The sequence below is a fragment of the Enterococcus sp. DIV1096b genome, assembly GCF_050498765.1.
Classification (GTDB): domain Bacteria; phylum Bacillota; class Bacilli; order Lactobacillales; family Enterococcaceae; genus Enterococcus_D; species Enterococcus_D entomosocium.
Map to the genome: position 1 here is coordinate 3,302,682 of NZ_JBMHEK010000001.1, position 20,893 is coordinate 3,323,574.

20 protein-coding genes and 1 riboswitch are annotated in these 20,893 nt (G+C 46.4%); of the genes, 5 read left to right on the forward strand and 15 right to left on the reverse strand.

The annotated features are described in order from the left end of the window. Positions 1 to 75: 75 nt before the first annotated feature. The 9 genes from IGJ17_RS15575 to IGJ17_RS15615 form a co-directional block, all read right to left on the reverse strand. Positions 76 to 1,089: an ABC transporter substrate-binding protein gene (locus tag IGJ17_RS15575; RefSeq protein ID WP_005233274.1), complete on the reverse strand. Its 1,014-nt coding sequence runs from the start codon at positions 1,087 to 1,089 to the stop codon at positions 76 to 78. Beyond that, positions 1,082 to 1,864 (reverse strand): ABC transporter ATP-binding protein, encoded by a 783-nt coding sequence (locus IGJ17_RS15580; protein WP_010748955.1) that lies wholly within the window; start codon positions 1,862 to 1,864, stop codon positions 1,082 to 1,084. The genes IGJ17_RS15575 and IGJ17_RS15580 overlap by 8 nt, the downstream gene beginning before the upstream one ends. 4 nt (positions 1,865 to 1,868) lie before the next feature. Continuing rightward, a complete protein-coding gene (locus tag IGJ17_RS15585; protein ID WP_005233272.1) occupies positions 1,869 to 2,942 on the reverse strand; it encodes a FecCD family ABC transporter permease in 1,074 nt (357 codons plus the stop codon). Positions 2,943 to 3,411: 469 nt separating this feature from the next. After that, entirely contained in the window at positions 3,412 to 3,885 is a 474-nt protein-coding gene (gene ribH, locus IGJ17_RS15590) for a 6,7-dimethyl-8-ribityllumazine synthase (protein WP_005233264.1), read from the reverse strand. 21 nt (positions 3,886 to 3,906) lie between these two features. Further along, positions 3,907 to 5,118, reverse strand: coding sequence for a 3,4-dihydroxy-2-butanone-4-phosphate synthase (ribB, locus tag IGJ17_RS15595; protein WP_142437233.1), 1,212 nt, complete (start codon positions 5,116 to 5,118; stop codon positions 3,907 to 3,909). Further along, positions 5,096 to 5,683 carry a riboflavin synthase gene (locus IGJ17_RS15600; protein ID WP_142967693.1) on the reverse strand — a complete coding sequence of 196 codons (588 nt, stop codon included), beginning with the start codon at positions 5,681 to 5,683 and terminating at the stop codon, positions 5,096 to 5,098. The genes ribB and IGJ17_RS15600 overlap by 23 nt, the downstream gene beginning before the upstream one ends. Continuing rightward, entirely contained in the window at positions 5,668 to 6,744 is a 1,077-nt protein-coding gene (gene ribD / locus IGJ17_RS15605; RefSeq protein WP_142437235.1) for a bifunctional diaminohydroxyphosphoribosylaminopyrimidine deaminase/5-amino-6-(5-phosphoribosylamino)uracil reductase RibD, read from the reverse strand. The genes IGJ17_RS15600 and ribD overlap by 16 nt, the downstream gene beginning before the upstream one ends. Before the next feature lie 112 nt (positions 6,745 to 6,856). After that, a riboswitch (FMN riboswitch) is annotated at positions 6,857 to 6,995 on the reverse strand. Positions 6,996 to 7,189: 194 nt separating this feature from the next. After that, a complete protein-coding gene (locus IGJ17_RS15610; protein ID WP_196044155.1) occupies positions 7,190 to 9,838 on the reverse strand; it encodes an HAD-IC family P-type ATPase in 2,649 nt (882 codons plus the stop codon). Between the two features lie 340 nt (positions 9,839 to 10,178). Continuing rightward, on the reverse strand, positions 10,179 to 10,814 hold the full coding sequence (locus IGJ17_RS15615; protein ID WP_142437237.1) for an NAD(P)H-binding protein: 636 nt from the start codon (positions 10,812 to 10,814) through the stop codon (positions 10,179 to 10,181). 599 nt (positions 10,815 to 11,413) lie between these two features. Between IGJ17_RS15615 and IGJ17_RS15620 the strand changes: the two genes are divergently transcribed. The 3 genes from IGJ17_RS15620 (at position 11,414) to IGJ17_RS15630 (ending at position 14,488) form a co-directional block, all read left to right on the forward strand. After that, on the forward strand, positions 11,414 to 12,415 hold the full coding sequence (locus tag IGJ17_RS15620; RefSeq protein WP_008380241.1) for a bile acid:sodium symporter family protein: 1,002 nt from the start codon (positions 11,414 to 11,416) through the stop codon (positions 12,413 to 12,415). Continuing rightward, positions 12,351 to 13,451, forward strand: coding sequence for an iron-containing alcohol dehydrogenase family protein (locus IGJ17_RS15625; RefSeq protein ID WP_142437238.1), 1,101 nt, complete (start codon positions 12,351 to 12,353; stop codon positions 13,449 to 13,451). Before IGJ17_RS15620 ends, IGJ17_RS15625 begins: the two co-directional genes overlap by 65 nt. Positions 13,452 to 13,738: 287 nt before the next feature. Beyond that, entirely contained in the window at positions 13,739 to 14,488 is a 750-nt protein-coding gene (locus tag IGJ17_RS15630) for a SagB/ThcOx family dehydrogenase (protein WP_142437239.1), read from the forward strand. 141 nt (positions 14,489 to 14,629) lie between these two features. Here IGJ17_RS15630 and IGJ17_RS15635 read toward each other — a convergent pair whose 3' ends face one another. Continuing rightward, positions 14,630 to 15,067 (reverse strand): MerR family transcriptional regulator, encoded by a 438-nt coding sequence (locus IGJ17_RS15635; RefSeq protein WP_005233239.1) that lies wholly within the window; start codon positions 15,065 to 15,067, stop codon positions 14,630 to 14,632. 165 nt (positions 15,068 to 15,232) lie between these two features. Here IGJ17_RS15635 and IGJ17_RS15640 point away from each other — a divergent pair, with 165 nt between their 5' ends. Next, the gene (locus IGJ17_RS15640; protein ID WP_142437240.1) at positions 15,233 to 15,973 is read left to right on the forward strand and encodes an SDR family oxidoreductase; all 741 of its coding nucleotides are present in this window, start codon (positions 15,233 to 15,235) and stop codon (positions 15,971 to 15,973) included. 363 nt (positions 15,974 to 16,336) lie between these two features. Further along, positions 16,337 to 16,543 carry a hypothetical protein gene (locus tag IGJ17_RS15645; protein ID WP_005233234.1) on the forward strand — a complete coding sequence of 69 codons (207 nt, stop codon included), beginning with the start codon at positions 16,337 to 16,339 and terminating at the stop codon, positions 16,541 to 16,543. Between the two features lie 70 nt (positions 16,544 to 16,613). Here the strand turns inward: IGJ17_RS15645 and IGJ17_RS15650 are convergent, their stop codons facing one another. From IGJ17_RS15650 to IGJ17_RS15670, 5 genes are all read right to left on the reverse strand, one after another. Further along, a complete protein-coding gene (locus tag IGJ17_RS15650) occupies positions 16,614 to 17,930 on the reverse strand; it encodes an MATE family efflux transporter (RefSeq protein ID WP_005233233.1) in 1,317 nt (438 codons plus the stop codon). Positions 17,931 to 18,261: 331 nt separating this feature from the next. Next, positions 18,262 to 18,522, reverse strand: coding sequence for a metal-sensitive transcriptional regulator (locus tag IGJ17_RS15655; protein WP_005230585.1), 261 nt, complete (start codon positions 18,520 to 18,522; stop codon positions 18,262 to 18,264). After that, positions 18,519 to 18,818 carry a rhodanese-like domain-containing protein gene (locus IGJ17_RS15660; RefSeq protein ID WP_005233232.1) on the reverse strand — a complete coding sequence of 100 codons (300 nt, stop codon included), beginning with the start codon at positions 18,816 to 18,818 and terminating at the stop codon, positions 18,519 to 18,521. The genes IGJ17_RS15655 and IGJ17_RS15660 overlap by 4 nt, the downstream gene beginning before the upstream one ends. Continuing rightward, entirely contained in the window at positions 18,811 to 20,469 is a 1,659-nt protein-coding gene (locus IGJ17_RS15665) for an FAD-dependent oxidoreductase (protein WP_429961596.1), read from the reverse strand. The genes IGJ17_RS15660 and IGJ17_RS15665 overlap by 8 nt, the downstream gene beginning before the upstream one ends. Before the next feature lie 2 nt (positions 20,470 to 20,471). Beyond that, on the reverse strand, positions 20,472 to 20,786 hold the full coding sequence (locus tag IGJ17_RS15670) for a rhodanese-like domain-containing protein (protein ID WP_005233230.1): 315 nt from the start codon (positions 20,784 to 20,786) through the stop codon (positions 20,472 to 20,474). Positions 20,787 to 20,893 lie beyond the last annotated feature (107 nt).

Genomic DNA, 20,893 nt, shown 5'->3' on the forward strand with positions numbered 1-20,893 from the left:
AATCGGCCAGTGAAACGTTGATTTTCTTCTATTATATAAAAAGTTGGTTCTCCTTTTTATGGGAATAGGAGGTGTTTATTGTGCCATTTGCTCTACCAGTTCTTCCAAACCAGTCAAGGCTTGGTAGCCGTAGCCAAAGAGATAATTGTAGTCCATGCTGTAGACTTGTTTGTTTTTGATGGCTTTCATGCTAGAGAGTTTGTCGTTTTTGTATAAGCCTTCAATGATTTCTTGACCGGAAACACTGCCTTCGATCGTTGACCAGTCGCCGACGATCAAGACATCGGGATCCGTTTCGATCAAAGTTTCGACACTGACTTCCCCTGAATAGTCTTGAAACACATTGTTCAGTTTGATCATATCAAAGTTGCTATTGAAAAAAGACTCATCTTGAGCGGCATAGACACTGACAACACTAGGATCAGACATAAAGAGATGGGCAAAGGTTTGCTCTTCTTTGTCTGCTACTTTTTCTTCCAAAGCACTCTGGCGATCCTTTAATTCTTTTTCAAAAGCAGCGGCTGCCTCGGGGACATTGAAGAGCTTGCCAAGGTTTTCAATGTCTTGATAAACGGAATCAAATGTTGCTCCAGTGACAGAGGTTTCTTGGACATAAGTCGGAATGCCCATCTCGTTCAAGGAATCAACGGTGCCGACGCCCCAATCTTGGTTATCGAAAAGTCCCCCGCGACCAAAAATCAAATCTGGATCCACACTTAGCGCCGTTTCTTTACTGATATAGTCACTGCCCAGGTCGTTTAGTTCTGCATAATCAGCAGCAACTTCCTCATCAGCGGCACCAAAGGTTGCACCGACACCCGCAATCTGATCCTTGAGGCCGAGATGCAGCAGCAATTCCGCTGCTGGTCGTGTGTTGGCTACGACTTTTTTCGGTGCCTCATTAAAGGTTTGGTCCTTGGCAGTCCACTGCGTACCGCCTTCTGCTTTGGTGTAGTTGCTGATGGTTAAGGGATACGTACTTTCTGCCTGTGAGGAAGAAGCCGAAGTTCCTTCATCCTTCGTATTGCCGCAAGCGCTTAATGTAAAGACTGCCAATCCTACCCCAATCATTTTTCCCCATTTATTCATCTGTTTGCTCCTTTTCAAAATAATAATGAAACCCTAATCCGCCTGTGATCGGATGATGGTAAATACTGCATTTCACGCCATAGATTTCTTCGATCAGTTCTTCTGTCAGCAGCGTTTCTGGCTCGCCATACCCTACGACCCGACCATCTTTTAAGGCATAGATGATGTCGCAATAGTTAGCTGCTTGTTCCAAATTGTGCAGCGCCGCCAACAAGCCAATCTTCAGATGCTTGACGGTTTCTAAGATTTCCAGCTGGTAACGGATATCCAAATGATTGGTCGGCTCATCGAGAATCATAAATTTCGGTTCTTGGGTGATGGCACGAGCAAGGACGACCCGCTGTTTTTCGCCACCTGATAATGAGAGGTAACTGCGTTTTCTGTAGGCACTTAGCCCTGTTTTGGCTAAGGCTTCGGTGACCAGCTCATGATCGGCTTTGGTGTCTTGTTCCAATAAACCCTTGTGGGGCGTGCGGCCTAAAAGCACCATCTGTTCTACTGTTAAATCAAAGCTCAACTCATTGAACTGACTGACGACGCTGACTTGCTGGGCGACTTTTTTTTCGGAACTTTTCAAAATATTCATCTCACCCAAATAAATGTCGCCGCTGTCAGGTTTCAACGTTTTGTAGATAGCTTTTAACAATGTAGATTTGCCGCTGCCGTTGGACCCAATCAAGCCGACAAATTGCCCCTGTGCGGTTTGGACGGAGATGTCTTTTAGTATCTGCTGATCCCCGATCGTTAGATTGAGCTTTTCAACTGCTAATTTCATTCCGTCACCCCCCAAAGTTGTATTGCCGTTTGACAATGATATAGATAAAGATCGGTGCGCCAATCAGCGCTGTAATGATCCCGATCGGCAGTTCGACTCCTTGCAGGGTCGAGCGGGCGATCACATCCGCCCAAATCAAAAACAACGCGCCTGTCAAAGCGGTCAAAGGCATCAACAGGCGATGATCCGACCCGCTGACTCCACGTACGATATGAGGAATGATCAAGCCGACAAAGCCGATCATACCAGAATTCGCAACGATGATACTGGTTAATAGCGCCGCTAACAGCATGTAAAAACGACGATAGAAGGTCAGCTTGACCCCTAAGGTAGAAGCAACTTCATCCCCCAGCAAAAGCGTATTCAAAACACGGTATTGCGTCAGAAAGAACAGCGTGATCAAAGAAACCAGAACCACGATAAAGCCTAATTTGTTCCAAGAAGCCGAGGCTAAGCTGCCCATCGACCAAAACGCTACGGTCTTCATCCCTTCTGCATTGCTAGCCAGATAGATGATCAAGTTTGAAACAGAGCTACATAAGGCACTGACGATCGTCCCCGACAGCACAAGTTTTGTGGAAGTCATTTTCCCACCGATACTGGCAAGCAGCAGCACCAAAATAGTCGCAATCCCCGCTCCTGCAAAGGCGCCAAACGATAAGCCCAGCTGCAAGACTAGCGCCGAGCCGCCAAAACCGACTAAGATGGCAAAGGTCGCCCCTAAGGATGCGCCGGAAGAGATCCCTAGGATATATGGATCTGCCAGCGGATTTTGGACCACTGCCTGCATCACTGCCCCGCTGATCGCTAACCCCATCCCCACAAAAATAGAAAGCAAGACCCGCGGTGCCCGAACAAACCAGACGATATTGATGTTTGCGTCTGAAATGCCTGAAAGATCACCAACCAATCCATGGCTGATTTTATAGAAGAGAATTTGGTAAACTTCGCCAAGGGTGATATTGGCTTGTCCGTTTGCCAAAGCAACTCCTGCAGATAAGAGAATGGCGACAACTAAAACACAGCAAATGATTGTCGACACCATCCAACGATTTGATTTAATCAACCCTACCGACATGTGATTCTCCTTTATTCAGCACGAACTCCTCTGATTTCACAGCAAAAACAACCTTGACCGTTGCCTCGCCGCCATCATAAAAGAAGCATCTGTGCGTTTTTTCGCTTATAAAAGTGCTTCTCATGAAAAGCGCCAAAGCCATGTGCTACTTTGACATCTATTTGCAAATGAGAATCACTCTCAATGAATAGAGTCATTATAAGGAACCTTTTGTGAAATGTAAATAATTTTCTGAAAATTTCCTTAAATAAGAGTTATTCTAATGTTCGTGATTGATTGGGCATTTTCCTTTCCATTGACCTATCGAAAACACGGTACCCGTGAAGAAGCAAATTCTTCGGCAAAATAATCCAGTTTTTTTAATGATGAAAAAAGACAGACTTCATTTCGTACGAAGTCTGTCTCCAGTCTGAAGCCTATGCTTAGGCAGGCTTTTTCTTGCTAGCTTCCCTTTGTTAGCACGTGAAACCTATGCGTTGCCAAGGATTTGCTGATTCAACGAAATCATCTCCAAAAGACCTTGAGCGGCTTCACTGCCTTTATTGCCGGCTTTGGTTCCCGCTCGTTCAACGGCTTGTTCAATCGTTTCAGTCGTCAACACACCAAACATGATCGGAATGTCGGCATTCAGACCAATTTGGGCTACGCCTTTCGCCACTTCATTTGAGATCAATTCATAGTGGGTCGTTGCTCCGCGAATCAAGGCACCTAATGTCACGATCCCATCGTATTGTTTGTGGTCAACGATTTTTTTGGTAATATACGGAATCTCATAAGCACCTGGAACCCAATACACATCGATGTTTTCTGCTTTGACTCCATGACGCACCAAATTGTCTTTGGCGCCTTCCACTAACTTGGAAGTGATAAACTCGTTGAATCGTGAGACCACGATCCCTACTTTGACTGCCTCTCCCTGAAACGTTCCTTCAAATACTGTCATCGCTCATTCTCCTTTGGTTGATTAAATAGATAGGTAATGGTGAAACTTTTCTTTCTTCGTTTTCAAGTAGCTGCTGTTTTCTTTATGCGCGGGCATCTCCAGCGGAACCCGTTCTGCGACCTTGATCCCTAAGCTTTCTAATTCCTTCACTTTGTCAGGGTTATTGGTCATCAGTTGAATCTCCTGCACTTCTAAGGAACGTAAAACATCGGCAGCAAACGTGTAGTGACGAGCATCTGCTGCAAAACCCAATGCAATATTTGCTTCATACGTATCCAATCCTTGTTCCTGCAGCTGGTAGGCACGGAGCTTGTTCCGCAAGCCAATACCGCGGCCTTCTTGGCGTAGATACAAAATCGCACCACGGCCTTTTGCTTCGATCTGCCGCATAGCTTCTTGCAGCTGTTCGCCACAATCACAGCGATGAGAGCCGAAGACATCGCCTGTTAAACACTCTGAATGGATCCGTAGTAACAGCGGCTCGGTAGTATGTTGAATCTCGCCTTTGGCTAGTAAAAGGTGTTCATTGCCGAATTCATCTTCAAATAAGGTCAATTGGAACGCCCCATAAGCCGTTGGCAGATCCACCGTGATAGGTGCAGTTCCTCGTAGATATTCCGCCAACTCATCAATGGTCAAAAACGGCAGCTGCCATTTTTCTGCTAATTTTTTCAATTCTGGGACCCGAGCCATCGTGCCATCTTCATTTAAAATCTCACAAATGTAGGCTGCTTCCACGCTGCCAGCAAGCTTCGCTAAATCCACAGCCGCTTCTGTATGTCCTCTGCGTTCCAACACGCCGCCAGGTTGAGCGGTCAATGGGAAGATATGTCCAGGGCGATAAAAATCCGCAGCCTGTGACGCAGGATCAGCCAACTTTTCAATCGTCACTGCCCGGTCTTTCGCAGAAATTCCCGTACTCGTCATCACGTGATCGACACTGATGGTAAACGCGGTACCAAAGGCATCCGTATTATTGGCGGTCATCTCAGGCAATGCCAGCTTTTCAGCGATCGCTTGTGAGAGGGGTGCACAGATCAAGCCGCGGCCATAAGTCGCCATAAAATTGACGGCTTCTGGCGTTGCGTATTCAGCAATCCCAATCAAATCTCCTTCTGATTCCCGATTTTCATCATCGGCGACAATCACTAAGCCGCCTTTTTTTAACCATTCCACTGCTTGTTCTACTTTATGCATCGTCTGCCTTCTTTCATTTTTGTTGGTATTTGACATATTTCCCAATCATATCCGTCTCGATATTGACCCACTCCCCTTGTTTCAACTGCCCCAGCGTCGTCTGGTCTTTGGAATGGGGGATCAAGCTAACGGAAAAGGCCTGTGCCGTCGTCTGGGTGACCGTCAAACTGACGCCATTGATCGCAATCGACCCTTGCGGAATGATTTCCCCTTGCACACTGGTGGGGTAAGCAAATGTCAAGATCAAGGCATTTTCCAACTGCTTTTTCTGGATCAAACGGGTCGTTACATCAATGTGGCCTGCGACAAAGTGGCCTTCAAAACGCTGCGTCGCTGCCATCGCTCGCTCCAAATTGACTTCGGCACCCACCGAGAGTTGTTTAAAGGTCGTTCGTTGAAAGGTTTCCGGCATGATATCCACCGTAAACGTCATCGCTTGTTTGGCGATCGCCGTCAAACACGTCCCGTTGATCGCCATGCTGTCTCCGATCTGGTAATCCGCCAGCAAGCCTTCCGACGCACTGCAGGTTAGCTGGATCGTGCGGCTTTGCTTGCGGATCTCTTTGATGCGGCCTTTTTCCTGAATCAATCCTGTGAACATTCCTCTTGTCTCCTTCCTCGGATGCAAACATCTTCCCCAACTGCTGTCACCGTCACCTCTGTTAGCTGCTGCAGCTGTTTCGGGGTACGTTCACTGGTAAAACTTGCGAGACTATTGCCCCCAAGAAACTTTGGCGCCACATAGGTAATGCTTTCTTGCCACAGTCCGCTGGCTAAAAAGGCATCATGGATCGCAGCGCCTCCCTCCACGTAAAGCGATTGGACCTGTCGTGTGGCAAGCTCCTTCAACAATGCAGCGATCGTCAACTCTTCCAGCTGGATCACTGAGACATGCGCTGGCAAATCACTGACAGCTGCCTGCTGCGTAAAAATCCACACAGGTGCCGAATCGTCGGCAAACAGTGCCAATTGGGGTTGCGACAGCGTTCGTCCCCGACGGTCTACCACGATGCGAATCGGCGGAAAGCTGGTTTCAATCGTGGTCAATAAGGTGGGATCATCCGTCAACACCGTCTGACTGCCCACTAAGATTCCTTGATAGTCCCCACGTTCTTGATGGACCTTTTGCCAAACCGCTGAACCAGTGATCGCACTGCGGGTCTGCGCATCATGAGCGATCCGACCATCTAAAGTGATCGCTTGCTTCAATGCCACGTAAGGTCGCTGATGCTGATGGTAAAAATTATAGTGTGGATTCAAACGGCGCACTTCTGTTTCTTCGATACCCACCAACACGTCGATGCCCTGATTTTCTAAAAAGCGCATGCCTTGTCCAGCCACGATCGGGTTAGGGTCTAACTGGCCGACGACTACTTTTTTGATGCCGCTGTCGATGATCAGCTGGGTGCAAGGCGGCTGTTTTCCTTGATGGTTGCAAGGTTCTAACGTCACGTATAAAGTCGAATTGATTAGGTCTTCGGAGGAATGGCATTGTTCGATGGCGTTTCGTTCCGCATGGGGCTGCCCATAGACTAAGTGAGCCCCTTTGACAATGACCCGTTGCTCTTTGACGATCACAGCGCCCACTAGCGGATTGGTAAAGGTTTGGTAACGCCCTTTTTTGGCTTCTGCGATCGCCAAACGCATGTATTCGTTATGCATCTTCCTTCCTCCTTTCAATAAAAAAATGCCTCGTGAGAATCTCACGAGGCATAGACAAACAAGACCGGCAAAAAATCAATTTTAGACGCACTGCGCCCCTTGAAATTTTGTGGTTTTTCTTCTCCCATCCAGACTTTCACTGTCGGTGCCAGATTCACACTGGCTCCACCGCATAGCTATGCGGGTCACGGACTTCAAGCATTGTACTTGTCACCGTCGGTCGGGAATTACACCCTGCCCCGAAGAATACTATTCAATTCATGTGCATTTTAGCCCGACCATTTTTGTTTGTCAATAGGCCTGATTACAAGCCAATAGGAATTCCTCTTGGCTTTTTCTTTTGGCAATCCCAAAGCAGCGACAGCAGAAATCCCTTGTCGTTCCACCATTTCCCTAAGCTGCAGCAAGGCGATTTTGCCTGTAAAAAAACACGAGAAAACCTAGGTTAAATATTTTTTCTCGAACGAAGCCATTTATCGAACTCCGTCACGAGTAAGACGACCATCCCAGAAGCTGCTGAGATGACCCAGCCGATCAAGGACATGTCCTCCGTATGAAAGGCGCTTTGCATAAATGGAACATAGGTCAATAACAGTTGCAGAACCAGCATCACACCAATGATCAAGAACGCTTTTGGATTGGTGAAGGAAGCTTTAGAAAACGCTGGTGCACTGGTACGGATGTTGAACAAATAGAAAATCTTACTCAAGACCACGATATTGACCATCATGGTACTGGCAACGGCTTCGCTGACGCCTTGCAGCAAGAGCCAGTCATGGGCGATCAAACTGATGACTGCCATCAAAATCGATACATACGCCATCTGCCAAATATCGTGGCGATTCAACAATTTATTGCCTGTCTTTCGCGGTTTGCGGTTCATGATCCCAGACTCTGCTGGTTCAAAGATAAACGCAAACTGGATCGTAATAGCAGAAACCATGTTGATCCACAGCAGTTGTGTCGCCTGCAGCGGCAATTCTTTTTGCATCATGATCGTAAAGGCAATGATCAGCCCTTCGGCAAAAGATGTCGGCAACAGAAACAGAATGCTCTTTTTGATGTTGTCATAGATCCTGCGTCCTTCGCGAATCGCTAAGGACATGGTACCGAAATTGTCATCGGTCAAGATCATATCAGCAGAGTCTTTGGCTACATCCGTGCCGCTGATCCCCATCGCTACACCAATATCCGCCCGCTTCAACGCAGGGGCATCGTTGACCCCGTCCCCTGTCATCGCCGTGACTTTGCCTTTGGCTTGTAGCGCTCTGATAATGTCCAATTTATTTTTCGGCGTGGTTCGTGCAAAGACTTGATTCGTCAAGGCAGCATCTTGAAATTCAGCTTCACTCATCTGATCCAACTCGGCCCCAGTCACGACGTGAATCTCATCCGCTAAGCCAAGTTTTTCCCCAATCGCTTTGGCGGTCAGAGGGTGATCCCCAGTGATCATTTTCACTTGAACACCGGCTTGGTTCATTTCCTTCAGGGAGGCAATCACTTCTTCTCGCGGCGGATCGATGATCCCGGCGATCCCTAGTAATTGCAGCCCTTGCTCAAAAATCGTTTCATCAATGTGATCAATCGAAACTTTCTGATAGCCCACCGCTACCACTCGTTTGCCTTCTGCCGACAAGCGGCGGACATGGCCTGTCCAATAGGCTTCATCAAAAGGTGCCGCTTGTTTTTGCACCATTTCAAACAATTTATCTGGGGAGCCTTTAACAAATAACAAGCGTTCCCCCGCAGGGTTTGCCACTAGTTTCGCCATGTAGCGGTTGTCCGAATCAAAGGGCAGCATATCCAGTTCTTGGTAAGCGGGTGCTTGCGGATAGGTAAATTGCTTATGATACAGCGTCAAAAAGGAGCCGTCTGTTGGTTCCCCATTGATCGTCCAGTGATTTCCTTCTGGGACCAGTACCGTATCGTTGGCTTCGTAGCCAGCTTCCAAAAACAACTGCAAGATGTCTTGCGTGCGAACGTCCTCCTGCTTTGGACGAATCACGCCCACCGGCGCATAGCCGTCACCCGTCACTTCATATTCCTGCTCAGCCAATACGATGTCTTTGACCGTCATTTCATTTTTGGTCAGGGTACCGGTCTTATCCGTCGCGATCACATCCACTGAGCCTAGCGTTTCAACCGCCGGCAGTGTTTTGATGATGGTGTGCTTGTTTTTTGCCATGTCGCTGACACCCATCGCCAAAACCACCGATGTCGTTGCTGGCAATCCTTCTGGGATCGAGCCGACGATCATGGTGACGACGGCTAAGGACAAGACAGAGATCGCGTAGGTTTGCTGGAACAAACTGACGATAAACAGCAAGACCGCCACGCCCATGATCACATAGGTGATGCCTTTCCCCAGCCCATCGATTTCTTTCATCAACGGCGTTTTTCGTTCTTCCGTTTGATTGACTTCTGTGGAGATTTTCCCGATCTCAGTCGTGGCGCCGGTAGCGATCACGATCCCTTTCCCGCTTCCTGACGTCACGGAAGTCGAAGCAAACGCCAAATTCCGTTGTTCCGCTAATGGAGTTGCTTCATCCATTAAGGCATCTGTTATTTTTTCCACCGAATCGGCTTCACCAGTCAAGGCGGATTCTTGGATACGCAAGTTGTCGGCTTCGATGATCCGCAGATCTGCGGGCACATTGTCACCAGCTTCTAGGAATACGACATCCCCTGGAACGACTTCGGCAGCTGGAATATCTTGCCGAATCCCATTCCGATAGACCGTGGCTTCTGCTGATAGCATCTCTTTGATTCGTTCTAACGCATCGGAAGCATTGGCTTCTTGGTAATAACCGATCAACGCATTGACCAGTACGACGATGCCAATGATCACGGCATCAGAGAAATGCCCCATCAGCAGCGTTAAGATGGCGGAGAAAATCAAAATGTAGATGATCGTGTTATGGAATTGCCGCAGCAGCAACCGCCACTTGGCGGTTTTTTTGACCGCTAATTGATTCAATCCGTAGGTTTCTAACCGCTCGGTTACTTGTGCCTCAGTCAATCCTTGATCGATAGAGGGCACCTGATACTGTTCGATTGTTTCTGACACTGATAATTGAAACTCTTTTTTATTCATTTATTCTTCTTCCTTTTCTTTTTCATTGATGGATAACACAAATAAGCCCCTTATTTAGAAACTGCTCCTAAATAACGCGCTGTTGTTGGTCTCCTATTCAATTAAAAAGTAAGGTAAGTCAAAATAGTGTTTCTGCTCACCGTCACTCGAGTCGCTTGACATTCGTTTACCACCCCCTCTAAAGTTAGCAATAAGCGTAACAAACTATTTTTTCAAAGTCAAGAGTCATCGCTTTCAAAAATGAAAAGTGACTGGCTTCTTCACAAAAAAAGCCGCACGACAACGATTTATTGCCGTGCAGCTTCCTTCAGTACATTCTCTTCAAGCCCAAAGGCACGCCTTAAAGCTGATCCAGTGCCTCGCTGATCGGTGTTTCTCCTGCTTGGACTTTGATGACTTTTTGATAAGTTGCTGGACGCTCCAGCATTTCACCCAACAAGACGGCGACATCCTCGATCGGGATCGCACCAGAGGTCGTTTCACTGATCTCAATCAAACTAGATCCTGGAGTTTCTTTCAACGCACCCGGCTGCAAAATCGTATAGTCTAGTGCGGTATTGTCGATCAGCCAGCGATCAGAGAAAAATTTGGCGATCGTGTAATCCATCAATGACGCCATGCCTTCCCTTTGCCACTGTTCAGGTTCTAAGGCATAGGCTGAGCTAAGGTGGATGTAGCGTTTAATTCCTTTTGATTCGGCGGCTTGCATCACTTTGACCGCACCATACAGATCGGATTGCAGCAAGTCTTTGCCTCGGGAACCCGCCACGAAGTATACCGCTTCCGCATCTTCGAATTTCGCCGCCATCTCTTCCGGTTCCGTGTGTAAATCAAAGAACACGGGCTTGATCGTCTCCGTTTCTGTGATTTTCTCACTGCTGCGCGCACCAGCATAAACGATGTGTCCTTGTTTTTCTAGAAAGTCGATCAATTTTTGACCTACTCGTCCAGTAGCACCAACGACAAAAATTTTCATTTTCTTTGCTCCTCTCGATTCTTTTTCCAACTCTTGCTAGTATCATCGTAGGACAAAAACCAAGATCCAACAACTATTCTGTTCCTAAACGAAAGGGAAAAAGGCACAGCACAAACCAATTCTTGCTATTTTTCCCCATAGAAACCCATGTTTTTTAAAAAACACCCAAAAAAATGAAAAAAATTTTCTCAAACGATTGACAAAGCCTTGACTCTTTTGTAGACTAGGTAGAAATAATTTAAATATTTAGAAAATTCCAAATAAAGAAAAGGACGGTGGCGTATATGACCCGCACCAATGTTAGCAAACGAATTATTTTATTATTATAGCCGGGACTGTTTGATTTTATACATTCAAAGAGTCCCTATTCACATTGCATCCAAAAAGAAGATCAGCTTCTTGAGATGGAGTGTTTTTTTATACCCATTTTCAAGGAAGCGGTCTTTTGCAAACTGACACATTGATGTCAGATAGATCCGAAACGCTCGTTGAACAACTGCTGCCGATTCCCCACGGTTATGCACTGCACTTATTCTAAAGACCCCTTCTGTTTGAACACTTGATTGGTCATGCAGAAAAAGGAAGGATGATTTTTTCTTATGAAAACCGTCAACACGATCGCTGCTTTTGTAAACAAGTATTTGATCTATATCATGATTTTATTGATGATCGTCTCTTATTTTTTCCCGCAACCCTTCTTATGGATTCCGCCTCGTACAACGATTCTTTTGAGCATCATCATGTTTTGTATGGGGATGACTTTAAACGTTGCTGCTTTTAAAATGGTCGTCTTACAGCCTAAAGCATTCATCTTAGGAGTGCTTTTCCAGTTCACCATCAGTCCTTTGGTGGCTTACGGCTTAGCGCAGCTGTTTGGTCTTTCTTCCGGTTTGATCATCGGGTTTGTCCTACTAGGTTGCGTTTCTGGTGGAACCGCCAGCAATGTCATGACCTTTATCGGCAAAGGCGATGTCGCCCTCACCGTTTCTATGACCACGGTATCGACCTTGTTAGCGACCGTCGTTACACCCTTTTTGGTTTACGTCTTGGCTGGACAGTATACCGAGATCTCCTTCTGGGAAATGCTCTTGTCTGTTTTGCAGATGGTGCTTTTGCCGATCATTTTAGGGGTGATCGTTCACAAACTCATTGCCAAGCACATCGAGCGATTTCTGCAATCATTTGTATTGATTTCTTCCGTTAGTATCTTATTGATCGTTGCCGGAACTGTCGCTCGCAACGGTGCCGTGATCGTCCAATCTGGCTTGATCGTAATTTTCTTAGTCTTGCTCCATAACTTGATCGGCTACGGCGCAGGCTATGGTCTGAGCCGTGTGATGGGCGTCAGTGCCACCCAAGCCAAATCCATCATGTTTCAATTAGGAATGAAAAATACCGGCCTAGCGATCTCGTTAGCCAATGCCCACTTTGCCGCCATTGCTGCAGCCGTTACCCCTGCCGCAGTCGGCATGGTGATCCATCAAATTACCGGACCAATTTTAGCCAATCTCGTGGCCAAGAAAGAAGGAAAACAGTATGAGTCAAAGTATCTTTTTGCCAAACTACACAATCGGGGCGGACGCCTACGAAAAAGTAAATGACATCGTAAAACCATACGGCACCAATGCCGTGATCATCGGCGGAAAAACCGCCCTTGAAAAAGCCGAAGACAAGATCAAAGCCGGTTTAACGTCAGAAGTCAAAGTGACGGATACCTTGTGGTACGGCGGCAACTCGACCTATGAAAACGTCGATCAGCTGTTAGCCAATCCAAGCGTCCAAGCCGCCGATGTTCTATTCGCCGTTGGCGGCGGCCGCGTTTGCGATACCGTCAAAGTGGTTGGAGAAAAAGCAGGCAAACCAGTCTTCACCTTCCCAACGATCGGCTCCAACTGCTCACCAGTCACCGCGGTCTGTGTCATCTATAAAGAAAACGGCGAGATGCAAGGGCTGTTTTTCCCTTCGCAGCCGCCAACCCATGCCTTTATCGACAGTGAAATAATCGCCCAAGCCCCCGACAAGTACTTATGGGCAGGAATCGGCGATGCCCTCTCCAAAGAGATCGAGTCGACGTTTTCAGCGCGGGGCGATCAGTTAGATTACACCGATGGGTTAGGCATCCAAATCGGCAAAATGTGCACGGAACGCTTATTGCAATACGGCACACAAGCCTTGAAAGACAGTGCCGCCAATCAGCCGTCTTATGCCATTGAGCAAGTCGTCTTGGATATCATCGTGACCACCGGCTTAGTTTCCGTCTTAGTCATCAATGATTACAACTCCGCCCTTGCTCATTCCTTTTACTACGGAACGACCGTTTTGGAAAAAATGGAAGACTATTTGCATGGCGCTTCCGTTAGTTACGGCGTTTTGGCCTTGTTGCAGCTAGATCAGCAAGAAGCCCTCTTCCAGCGCATCTACGCCTTTATGAAGGAAAACAAATTACCGGTTTGCTTAGCTGATATGGGCCTTAACGACACCAGCGACCTTGAGGCAATCTTAGACAAAGCAATGACCACCAATGACATCGTCCACGTGCCTTATGAGATCACGCGAGAAATGTTCAAACAAGCAATCTTAGACGTAGAAGCCTATCATGCCAAACAAAACCAAGCAGCATTGGCAGCTGCGAATTAAATGAACCCCTCCAGCAACGAATTGCTGGAGGGGTTTTGTATGGCATTTTTCCTCTTGCGTTTGATTGCAATCGGTTTGGATTTTATAAAAATATTCTTAGCAAGTTAATACGATACTACTCATTATCTAGGTCTTTAGAAAATATTAAAAAGCACAATCAGCCTATGATACGACTGAGAGACTGCTTACCTCCCTAATTATCTACTTGTGAATAAAAGCGCATGGAAAAGCAATCCTTGTTATACTTATAAATAACACGAAGTCCATAGTAAAAAGGAGGAATCCTCATGACCCGTTACCAACGATTTCGCTTTGCTCGTTTAGGCGCTATTTTGGTGTTGGGCTTACTCCTCACTGGCTGCAGTGCGGATACGGCACCGATTGAAGAACAACCGACTACCGACACGGTCACTCCTTTTGAACCAGCGGTTTCCTATGAAACTTTTCCATTGCCGCAACCGATCTTAGACGGGGAAACCAGCGTGGCAGAAGCTCTCTTCAATCGGCGCTCGCAACGGGATTTTCAAGACACTGAGCTAACACAAGAACAGCTGGCACAGCTTTTATGGGCCGCTGCCGGTGTCACTACAGAAGATGGTCGCCGGACAGCGCCTTCGGCTGGTGCCTTGTATCCCTTAGACCTCTATGTCGTGGTTACACAGGTAACGGGGCTTGAGCCAGGGCTTTATCTGTATCAACCTGAGCAACATGCCTTAGCAAAAGTTCTTGCCGGCGATTTTCGGACCGCATTGGCGGAAGGTTCGTTGGACCAGCAAGCGATCCAACGGGCACCTGCCACATTGCTTTATACAGTGGTTTATGAACGACTGATCGAGCGCTATGGGGACCGAGGAATCGAACGCTATGCCTATATCGAAGTCGGTCATTCCGCCCAAAACGTCCTTTTGCAGGCCCAAGCGTTAGGCTTAGGTGCTGTGCCGATCGGCGCCTTCACGGATCATGAACTCAAAGAATTATTACAACTGCCGACGGAAAATGAACCCCGCTATTTGATTCCAGTGGGGGTTATTGAGTAGCGCTACTGAATAACAGAGCCCATTTTCGTAGGATTGTCAGTCTTTCATTAGAAAACGGCAACTGGCAAGGTTGATTTTCCCAGCAAAACCAGTAGAATCGAAAAATCACCTGCAAAAACAGCAGGTGGTTTTTCGATGGACTTACAGTTTGTATGCTCGGACTTCTTCTGGTATTTCTTCTAGCGGTAGCTCTTTTACTACCGCTTCGGTACCTGCTGCCATCGCTGTATCGTAGTACCAGCATTTGTATTTGATCGTATTCATCGTTTCTTGCAAGGCTGCCATTTGCTTGGTGACTTCTTCCAAACGTTCATGAAACAGCTGCTGCCGTTTCTGCAAAGACGCATCGCCTTCTTCGCCCCAATCCAAGAAATTCTTGATGTCTTTGATGGGCATGCCGGTATTCTTCAAACAATCGATCACTCTGATCGTCGCCACTTCTTTTTCTGAAAACACCCGAATGCCGCCATTGCTACGGGCCATATTGGGAAACATTCCTTCTCGATCATAGTAACGTAGTGTCGAGATAGGAATGTTAGTCGTTTTTGATACTTCACCAATCGAGTAACTCACTTGCATCGCTCCTAAAAAAAATTTTGTTTATCGCTTGACCTAAACCTAACTTCAGGTTCTACAATAAAAATACACCGCAAGCACTGTACTGTCAATCACCCGTCATCTCGCAGGTTTGGGTTTGGCAGCAGCAGGATTCGATGAAAAAATCATTCACTGGAGGAAAGACAAATGACAGAAATCAAAGAAAAAGTTATCGTAATTATGGGAGCCTCTTCAGGAATTGGGGAAGCAACCGCCGTTAAGCTAGCCGAACAAGGGGCAAAAGTAGTAATCGCCGCCCGCCGCGAAGAGCGCATTAAAGCCCTGGCTGAAAAACTAGGAGAAAATGTTTTGTATCAAACAGCCGATGTCACGAATCGCGAACAAGTCCAACAAGTCATTGATTTAGCCATGACCTCCTTTGGTCGGATTGATGTCCTTTTCAATAATGCTGGCATCATGCCTCAAGGAAACTTGGCAGAGTTGAACTATGACAGCTGGCAAAAAATGCTGGATATCAATATCATGGGGGTATTGAACGGGATCGGCGCTGTGCTGCCCATCATGCAAAAACAACAAGATGGCTTGATCATCGCCACTGACTCAGTTGCTGGACATGTCATTTACCCGGGATCTGCCGTGTACAACGGGACAAAGTTTGCGGTTCGTGCAATCATGGAAGGCTTGCGCCAAGAAGAACGTGAACATGGCATTCGCTCCACCATCGTCTCTCCGGGAATGGTCTCCACGGAATTGTTTGAAACCGTCGGTAATGCTCAACTAGAAGCAGCCTTGAAAGAAACCTCTCGCGTAGAAGGCAACAGCCTAACGCCAGAAGATGTAGCAAATGCAGTGGTTTATGCCATTCAACAGCCCAAACATGTGGCGATCAGCGAAGTCTTGCTGCGCCCAGCAAAACAAACCATTTAAGCTATTTCTACTAGCCCGTGAAACCTGCTATCCGCCTGAGGCGATCGCAGGTTTTTTTGTCGTCAAATACCGCCGTTCTCCTAGGAAAAATTACTTGTTTTTCTTGTAACACCCGCTTGTCCGAGTAATGTAAACCAATCGTTGCTTTATGTAAACGACTAGGTTCTGTTGCTACGGGGGAAATTTTTTTATACTTAGTGCAAAGCTTCCGTATAAAACGACCAATCAGAAACGAACCTACCGTATTTCTCTTATTTATGAATAGCCGAGCATGATTGATATCCCGCCTTCACCGTTGACTTGCAAGTATTATTAGCTGTCCTCTTTTAGTACTTGCTTTTTATAAAAGAATGGAGTGAGTGTATGAATGTGAAACAGCTGCTCGTCATTGCCGAGCAACGAAAAAACATCACGAATCAGAAATTGACCTATGCAGAAAACTTCTTGGCGGCCGGCTACTCTGCTGCCGAATTGCTGGCAGACGAAACCTTTCTCGAATTAGAGCGAAGGGAAACCCAACTGATTGCAGAACGCAATGCTATCTTTTACGAAGAAGTCAGCCACAATTAATCTCACCTGTCCAATTGTAGGCGACGAAAAAGCGAAGGATCAGCAGCACCTTCGCTTTTTTCTATCCCCCTCAAAGGCGTCCTTTGCCCTGAGGATAACGCTGCTTGATCGTCCAATAAAACAGCCCTGCAAAGAAACTGCCGAGAATCAGGAAATTCAAGCCGTATAGACAGTAGAGGAAGAAAAAGTTCAGCTGCCCACTGCTCCAAAAGCCCGTGATTCCCATTAAAACCAGACTGTTGACGCATCCTGTCAACAGACAAACCATGCGACTGCACTCCAAACTTTGTAATAAGTATTTTGTGATTTCATATAACGGACTGACGAGCATTATCCCCAGCATGATTGGCAAAATAGCTGGCAACAAGTCTAAAACAGCGACATCTGTAGTAAACAACTGGAAAAAAGCAGAACGAAAGCCCCAGATCAGACTGGCGATTCCAACATAAGCCACGAAAGAAGAAGCGAAGGCACTTTTTCCCACTGCTAAAATCTTCTGACGATTTTTCTGACCATTCGCCTCACTCGCAAAGACGGTCACTGCGTTGCCATACATCAAAGCAGGCAACCGTGCGATCATCAATCCTTGGCTGCCGATCGCATAGGCGGCCAGCGTACTAACACCCAACCGTGAGACGAAAGCTTCAAAAGCAATAATAAAGACTAAGCCTTCAAAGCATTCCTGAATCATTAAGGGGATCGATTTTTTCAATAAAAAGGCGCGTTTTCGTGGTCTTTGTTTTAGCCCTCTTGCTAGACTTTCTCTTAAAAGAACCCCATAAATCCCCAGCAAGCACAAAGTCGCAAGCATATTTGCGATGCCACTGCCTAAGACCCCCATGGCGGGAAAACCGAGATTGCCGTTGATCAATAAATAGCTAAGCAACACCTGTATCAACGCACTAATGATCGAAACACCGAGGATGTAGTTCGTTTTCTTTTCAATTTTTAAAAGGCTAGTAAAAACAAACGTGACTAACGTAAGTAAAATATAGGGGGACATGATTGCAAGATACAACGTCGCAGTTCCTAGCAGCTCCCCGCTAAATCCGTAGACAACCTGTAAAATGTCTCGTCCAAAAAGCAGGAAAATCAGCAAAAAGCTCACACCGATCGCGACTACTAAAAAAAGAACCGACGACAGATAATCATTTAACTGCGTCTCTTCTCTTTGCCCGACTGCCTTTGCGCCATAAATATTAAAAGCAAGCCCAATCGCACCTATAATACCCGCAAAAGCATAGAGAAACCCGTCGATCAGTGCGATCGCCGCCAGCGCTTCCGTGGATCTTCTTGAAATAATCGCTAAGGAAACTTGTGCAATAATGATTTGAAACAAATTGGAAGCAATCAAAGGCAATGTAAAAGACTGTATTTTTTTGTTCAAGAAGCTCTCCTCTCTCCTTCGTCATAACTGCGCAACACCCACTCGCTTATTGTGATTTTAGTCACAAGAAAAGCGATCGTTGGTCGCTATAAATACTCAACGACCCATCGGGCGTTTTGACGTTTCTCCCTCCATTTAACCATACAGCCTTCTCGGTGTATATTCCTTCATAATAAAAAAACAAAACATACCGACAATCTCCGCTTGTTTCCTCTATTGGTGCCGACAAGCAATCACTGATGAAGAATAAAAAGGTTCAGAAGAACATGCTGCTCTTCTGAACCTTTTCCATGGGATGATAAAAAACGCGACAAACCTTTCAAAAATCCCGCTATTTCTTCACGATCAGCTGAACGGCTTGATCGATTTTCTGCTTTTGGGTTTCCGTGTCGCTGTCTGGATTTTCCAAACAATTTTTCAAATTCTCAGCGACAATGATCCCCATAATACGGTTGACGCTGGAACTGACGGCGGACAATTGCGTGATGACATCGACGCATTCTTTCTCGTCTTCGATCATTTTTTGAATCCCCCGCAACTGGCCTTCGGTTCGTTTTAACCGATTCAAAATATCTTTGTTGCATGCGGTCATCGTTTGATTTCTCCTCTCCATGCTGACATGCCGCCGAGGACATTGGTCACTTGAAACCCTTGCTGGCTCAAAAACTCAGACGCCATTTGCGAACGAGTCCCTGAGTGACAGATGACATAGTAATTTTTATCCTTCTCTAAGTCGCTGATCTGTTCCGTCAGCTCGCTCAACGGTAGGTTTTGTGCTGTTTTGATGTGTCCTTGTGCAAACTCATCAACTTCTCTGACATCAAGGATCTCAAGCGCCTCACGTTTTTCTTTTTGGGTAAATTCCTCCATAGATATGGCTTTAATCATGAATAATCATCTCCGGCTTAATAGTATTATACAACGAAAAGGCACCATCGAGGTTTTGACAATTGATGCCCGCTTGTTTTAAGATGCGTTCGGCAATGTAGCTTCTCAATCCGCTATGACACGTAACAACATACGAAACACTTGGATCCAATTCAGACAACCGATCTCTCAATTCATCTAACGGAATGTGGAGCGCCTCTTGAAAACGCCCATTATTGGCTAATTCCATCTCTGAACGAACATCCAACAACTGCTTACCGTTTTCTAAGGCCTCCGTCAATTCGTGCCATTGGATATTCTCACTGATTCCTTCTGCCAGATTGATCGCTGCATAGCCAATCATATTCACTGGATCTTTCGCTGAGCCAAAAGGCGGCGCGTAGGTGAATTCCAGTTCAGGCAAGTCAAAGATCGTTAAGCCGCCTTTGATCGCTGTTGCCAAAATATCGATCCGTTTATCGACCCCTTTGGCACCGATGCCCTGCGCACCATAGATGTTTCCAGTGTCAGCATCAAAAATCAATTTCAAATAAATATCCGTCGCATCAGGATAATACCCAGCATGGTCTTTGCCTGAAAGATGAACCACCTGAGGATTTAGCCCCGCCAGTTTGGCACTGCGCTCACTCAACCCAGTGGACGCTGCGGCAAGATCGAATACGCGCACGATCGCCGTCCCAATACTGCCTTTGTTTTTGCGAGTCAGTCCTCCCAATACATCAGCCACTTGCCGACCTTGGCGATTGGCTGGTGACGCCAAGGAGATCAGCGTGTCTTCGTTAGTGATTTGTTGTTTCACAACGATGGCATCTCCCACCGCGTAAATGTCTTTCTTGCTGGTTTGGTATTGCTCATTTACCAGGATACCCCCCCGGTGTCCTAATTGGATACCGGCACGTTTTGCCAAATCCGTTTCTGGTTGGACACCCACCGAAAGAATCGTGATATCTGAAGCCAGAACCGTTCCATCCTCCAGAACGATTTCTTGCCCTGCTTTTTCAAAAGCGGTCGCTGACTGCGAGGTCAAAACATTGACCCCTTGCTTGATCAATTCATTTTTGACATACGCCGCCATTTCTTCATCCAAAGGTGGCAATACGTGGGGTGCTTTTTCCACGATCGTTACTTGTAGGCCTTTTTTATGTAAATTTTCAGCGACTTCTAACCCAATAAACCCAGCGCCAATGATCGTCGCTTTTTGAGGCTTTTTGTCTTCAAGATGTGTCATGATTTGGTCTAAGTCAGGAACATTGCGCAAAGAAAAGGCGTTGGTTGCTTCTTCTAGCCCTTTGATCGCTGGTACTAGCGGTTTTGCCCCCGGTGATAAAATCAACGCATCATAAGATTCCGTGAAGACCTGTTCGCCATGTTTGACCGTGACCGTTTTCTCCTCCGGATCGATCGCCAGCACTTCATGAAGAGGCCGCACATCTAGGTTAAACCGTTTTTTTAATGCCTCAGGTGTTTGGACCAATAAGGCGTCTCGCTCTTCGATCTCACCAGAAATGGCATACGGCAGTCCACAATTCGCAAAAGAGACAAAAGGACCTTTTTCAAAAATAATGATCTCCGCTACTTCTTTAAGCCGACGTAAGCGCGTTGCTGCAGACATTCCTCCTGCTACCCCACCGACAATAACTATTTTTTCCATCGTTACTTTCCTCCTTTGGTTGTTCCCCGCCATTGATTCATGCCACCACGAACGTTGGCCACATCAAAACCTTTTTTACTTAGGATTTTGGCTGCTTGTTTGCTTCGCATCCCTGATTGGCAAATGACTGCCAGTTTCTTGTCACCTTTTTTAGTGAAGCCCGCAATCTTGTTTAACGGTACATTTTTGGCGTAGGCAATGTGTCCGCTACGGTACTCCGCCGGCGTGCGAACATCCAGAACCGTCCATTCTTTGGCTCCTTCTTTTTGTAAATCTGCTGTTGACATACTTGGTATGCGTTTAAATAATGAAAACATTTCTTGCTCCTCTCTTATACCCCTCGGGGTATATTAAACAAGATGTTTCCCTATTTGTCAACTAAGTGATTTTCTTTAAGAAAAGAAACTTGCTGTTGCGTTGCTCC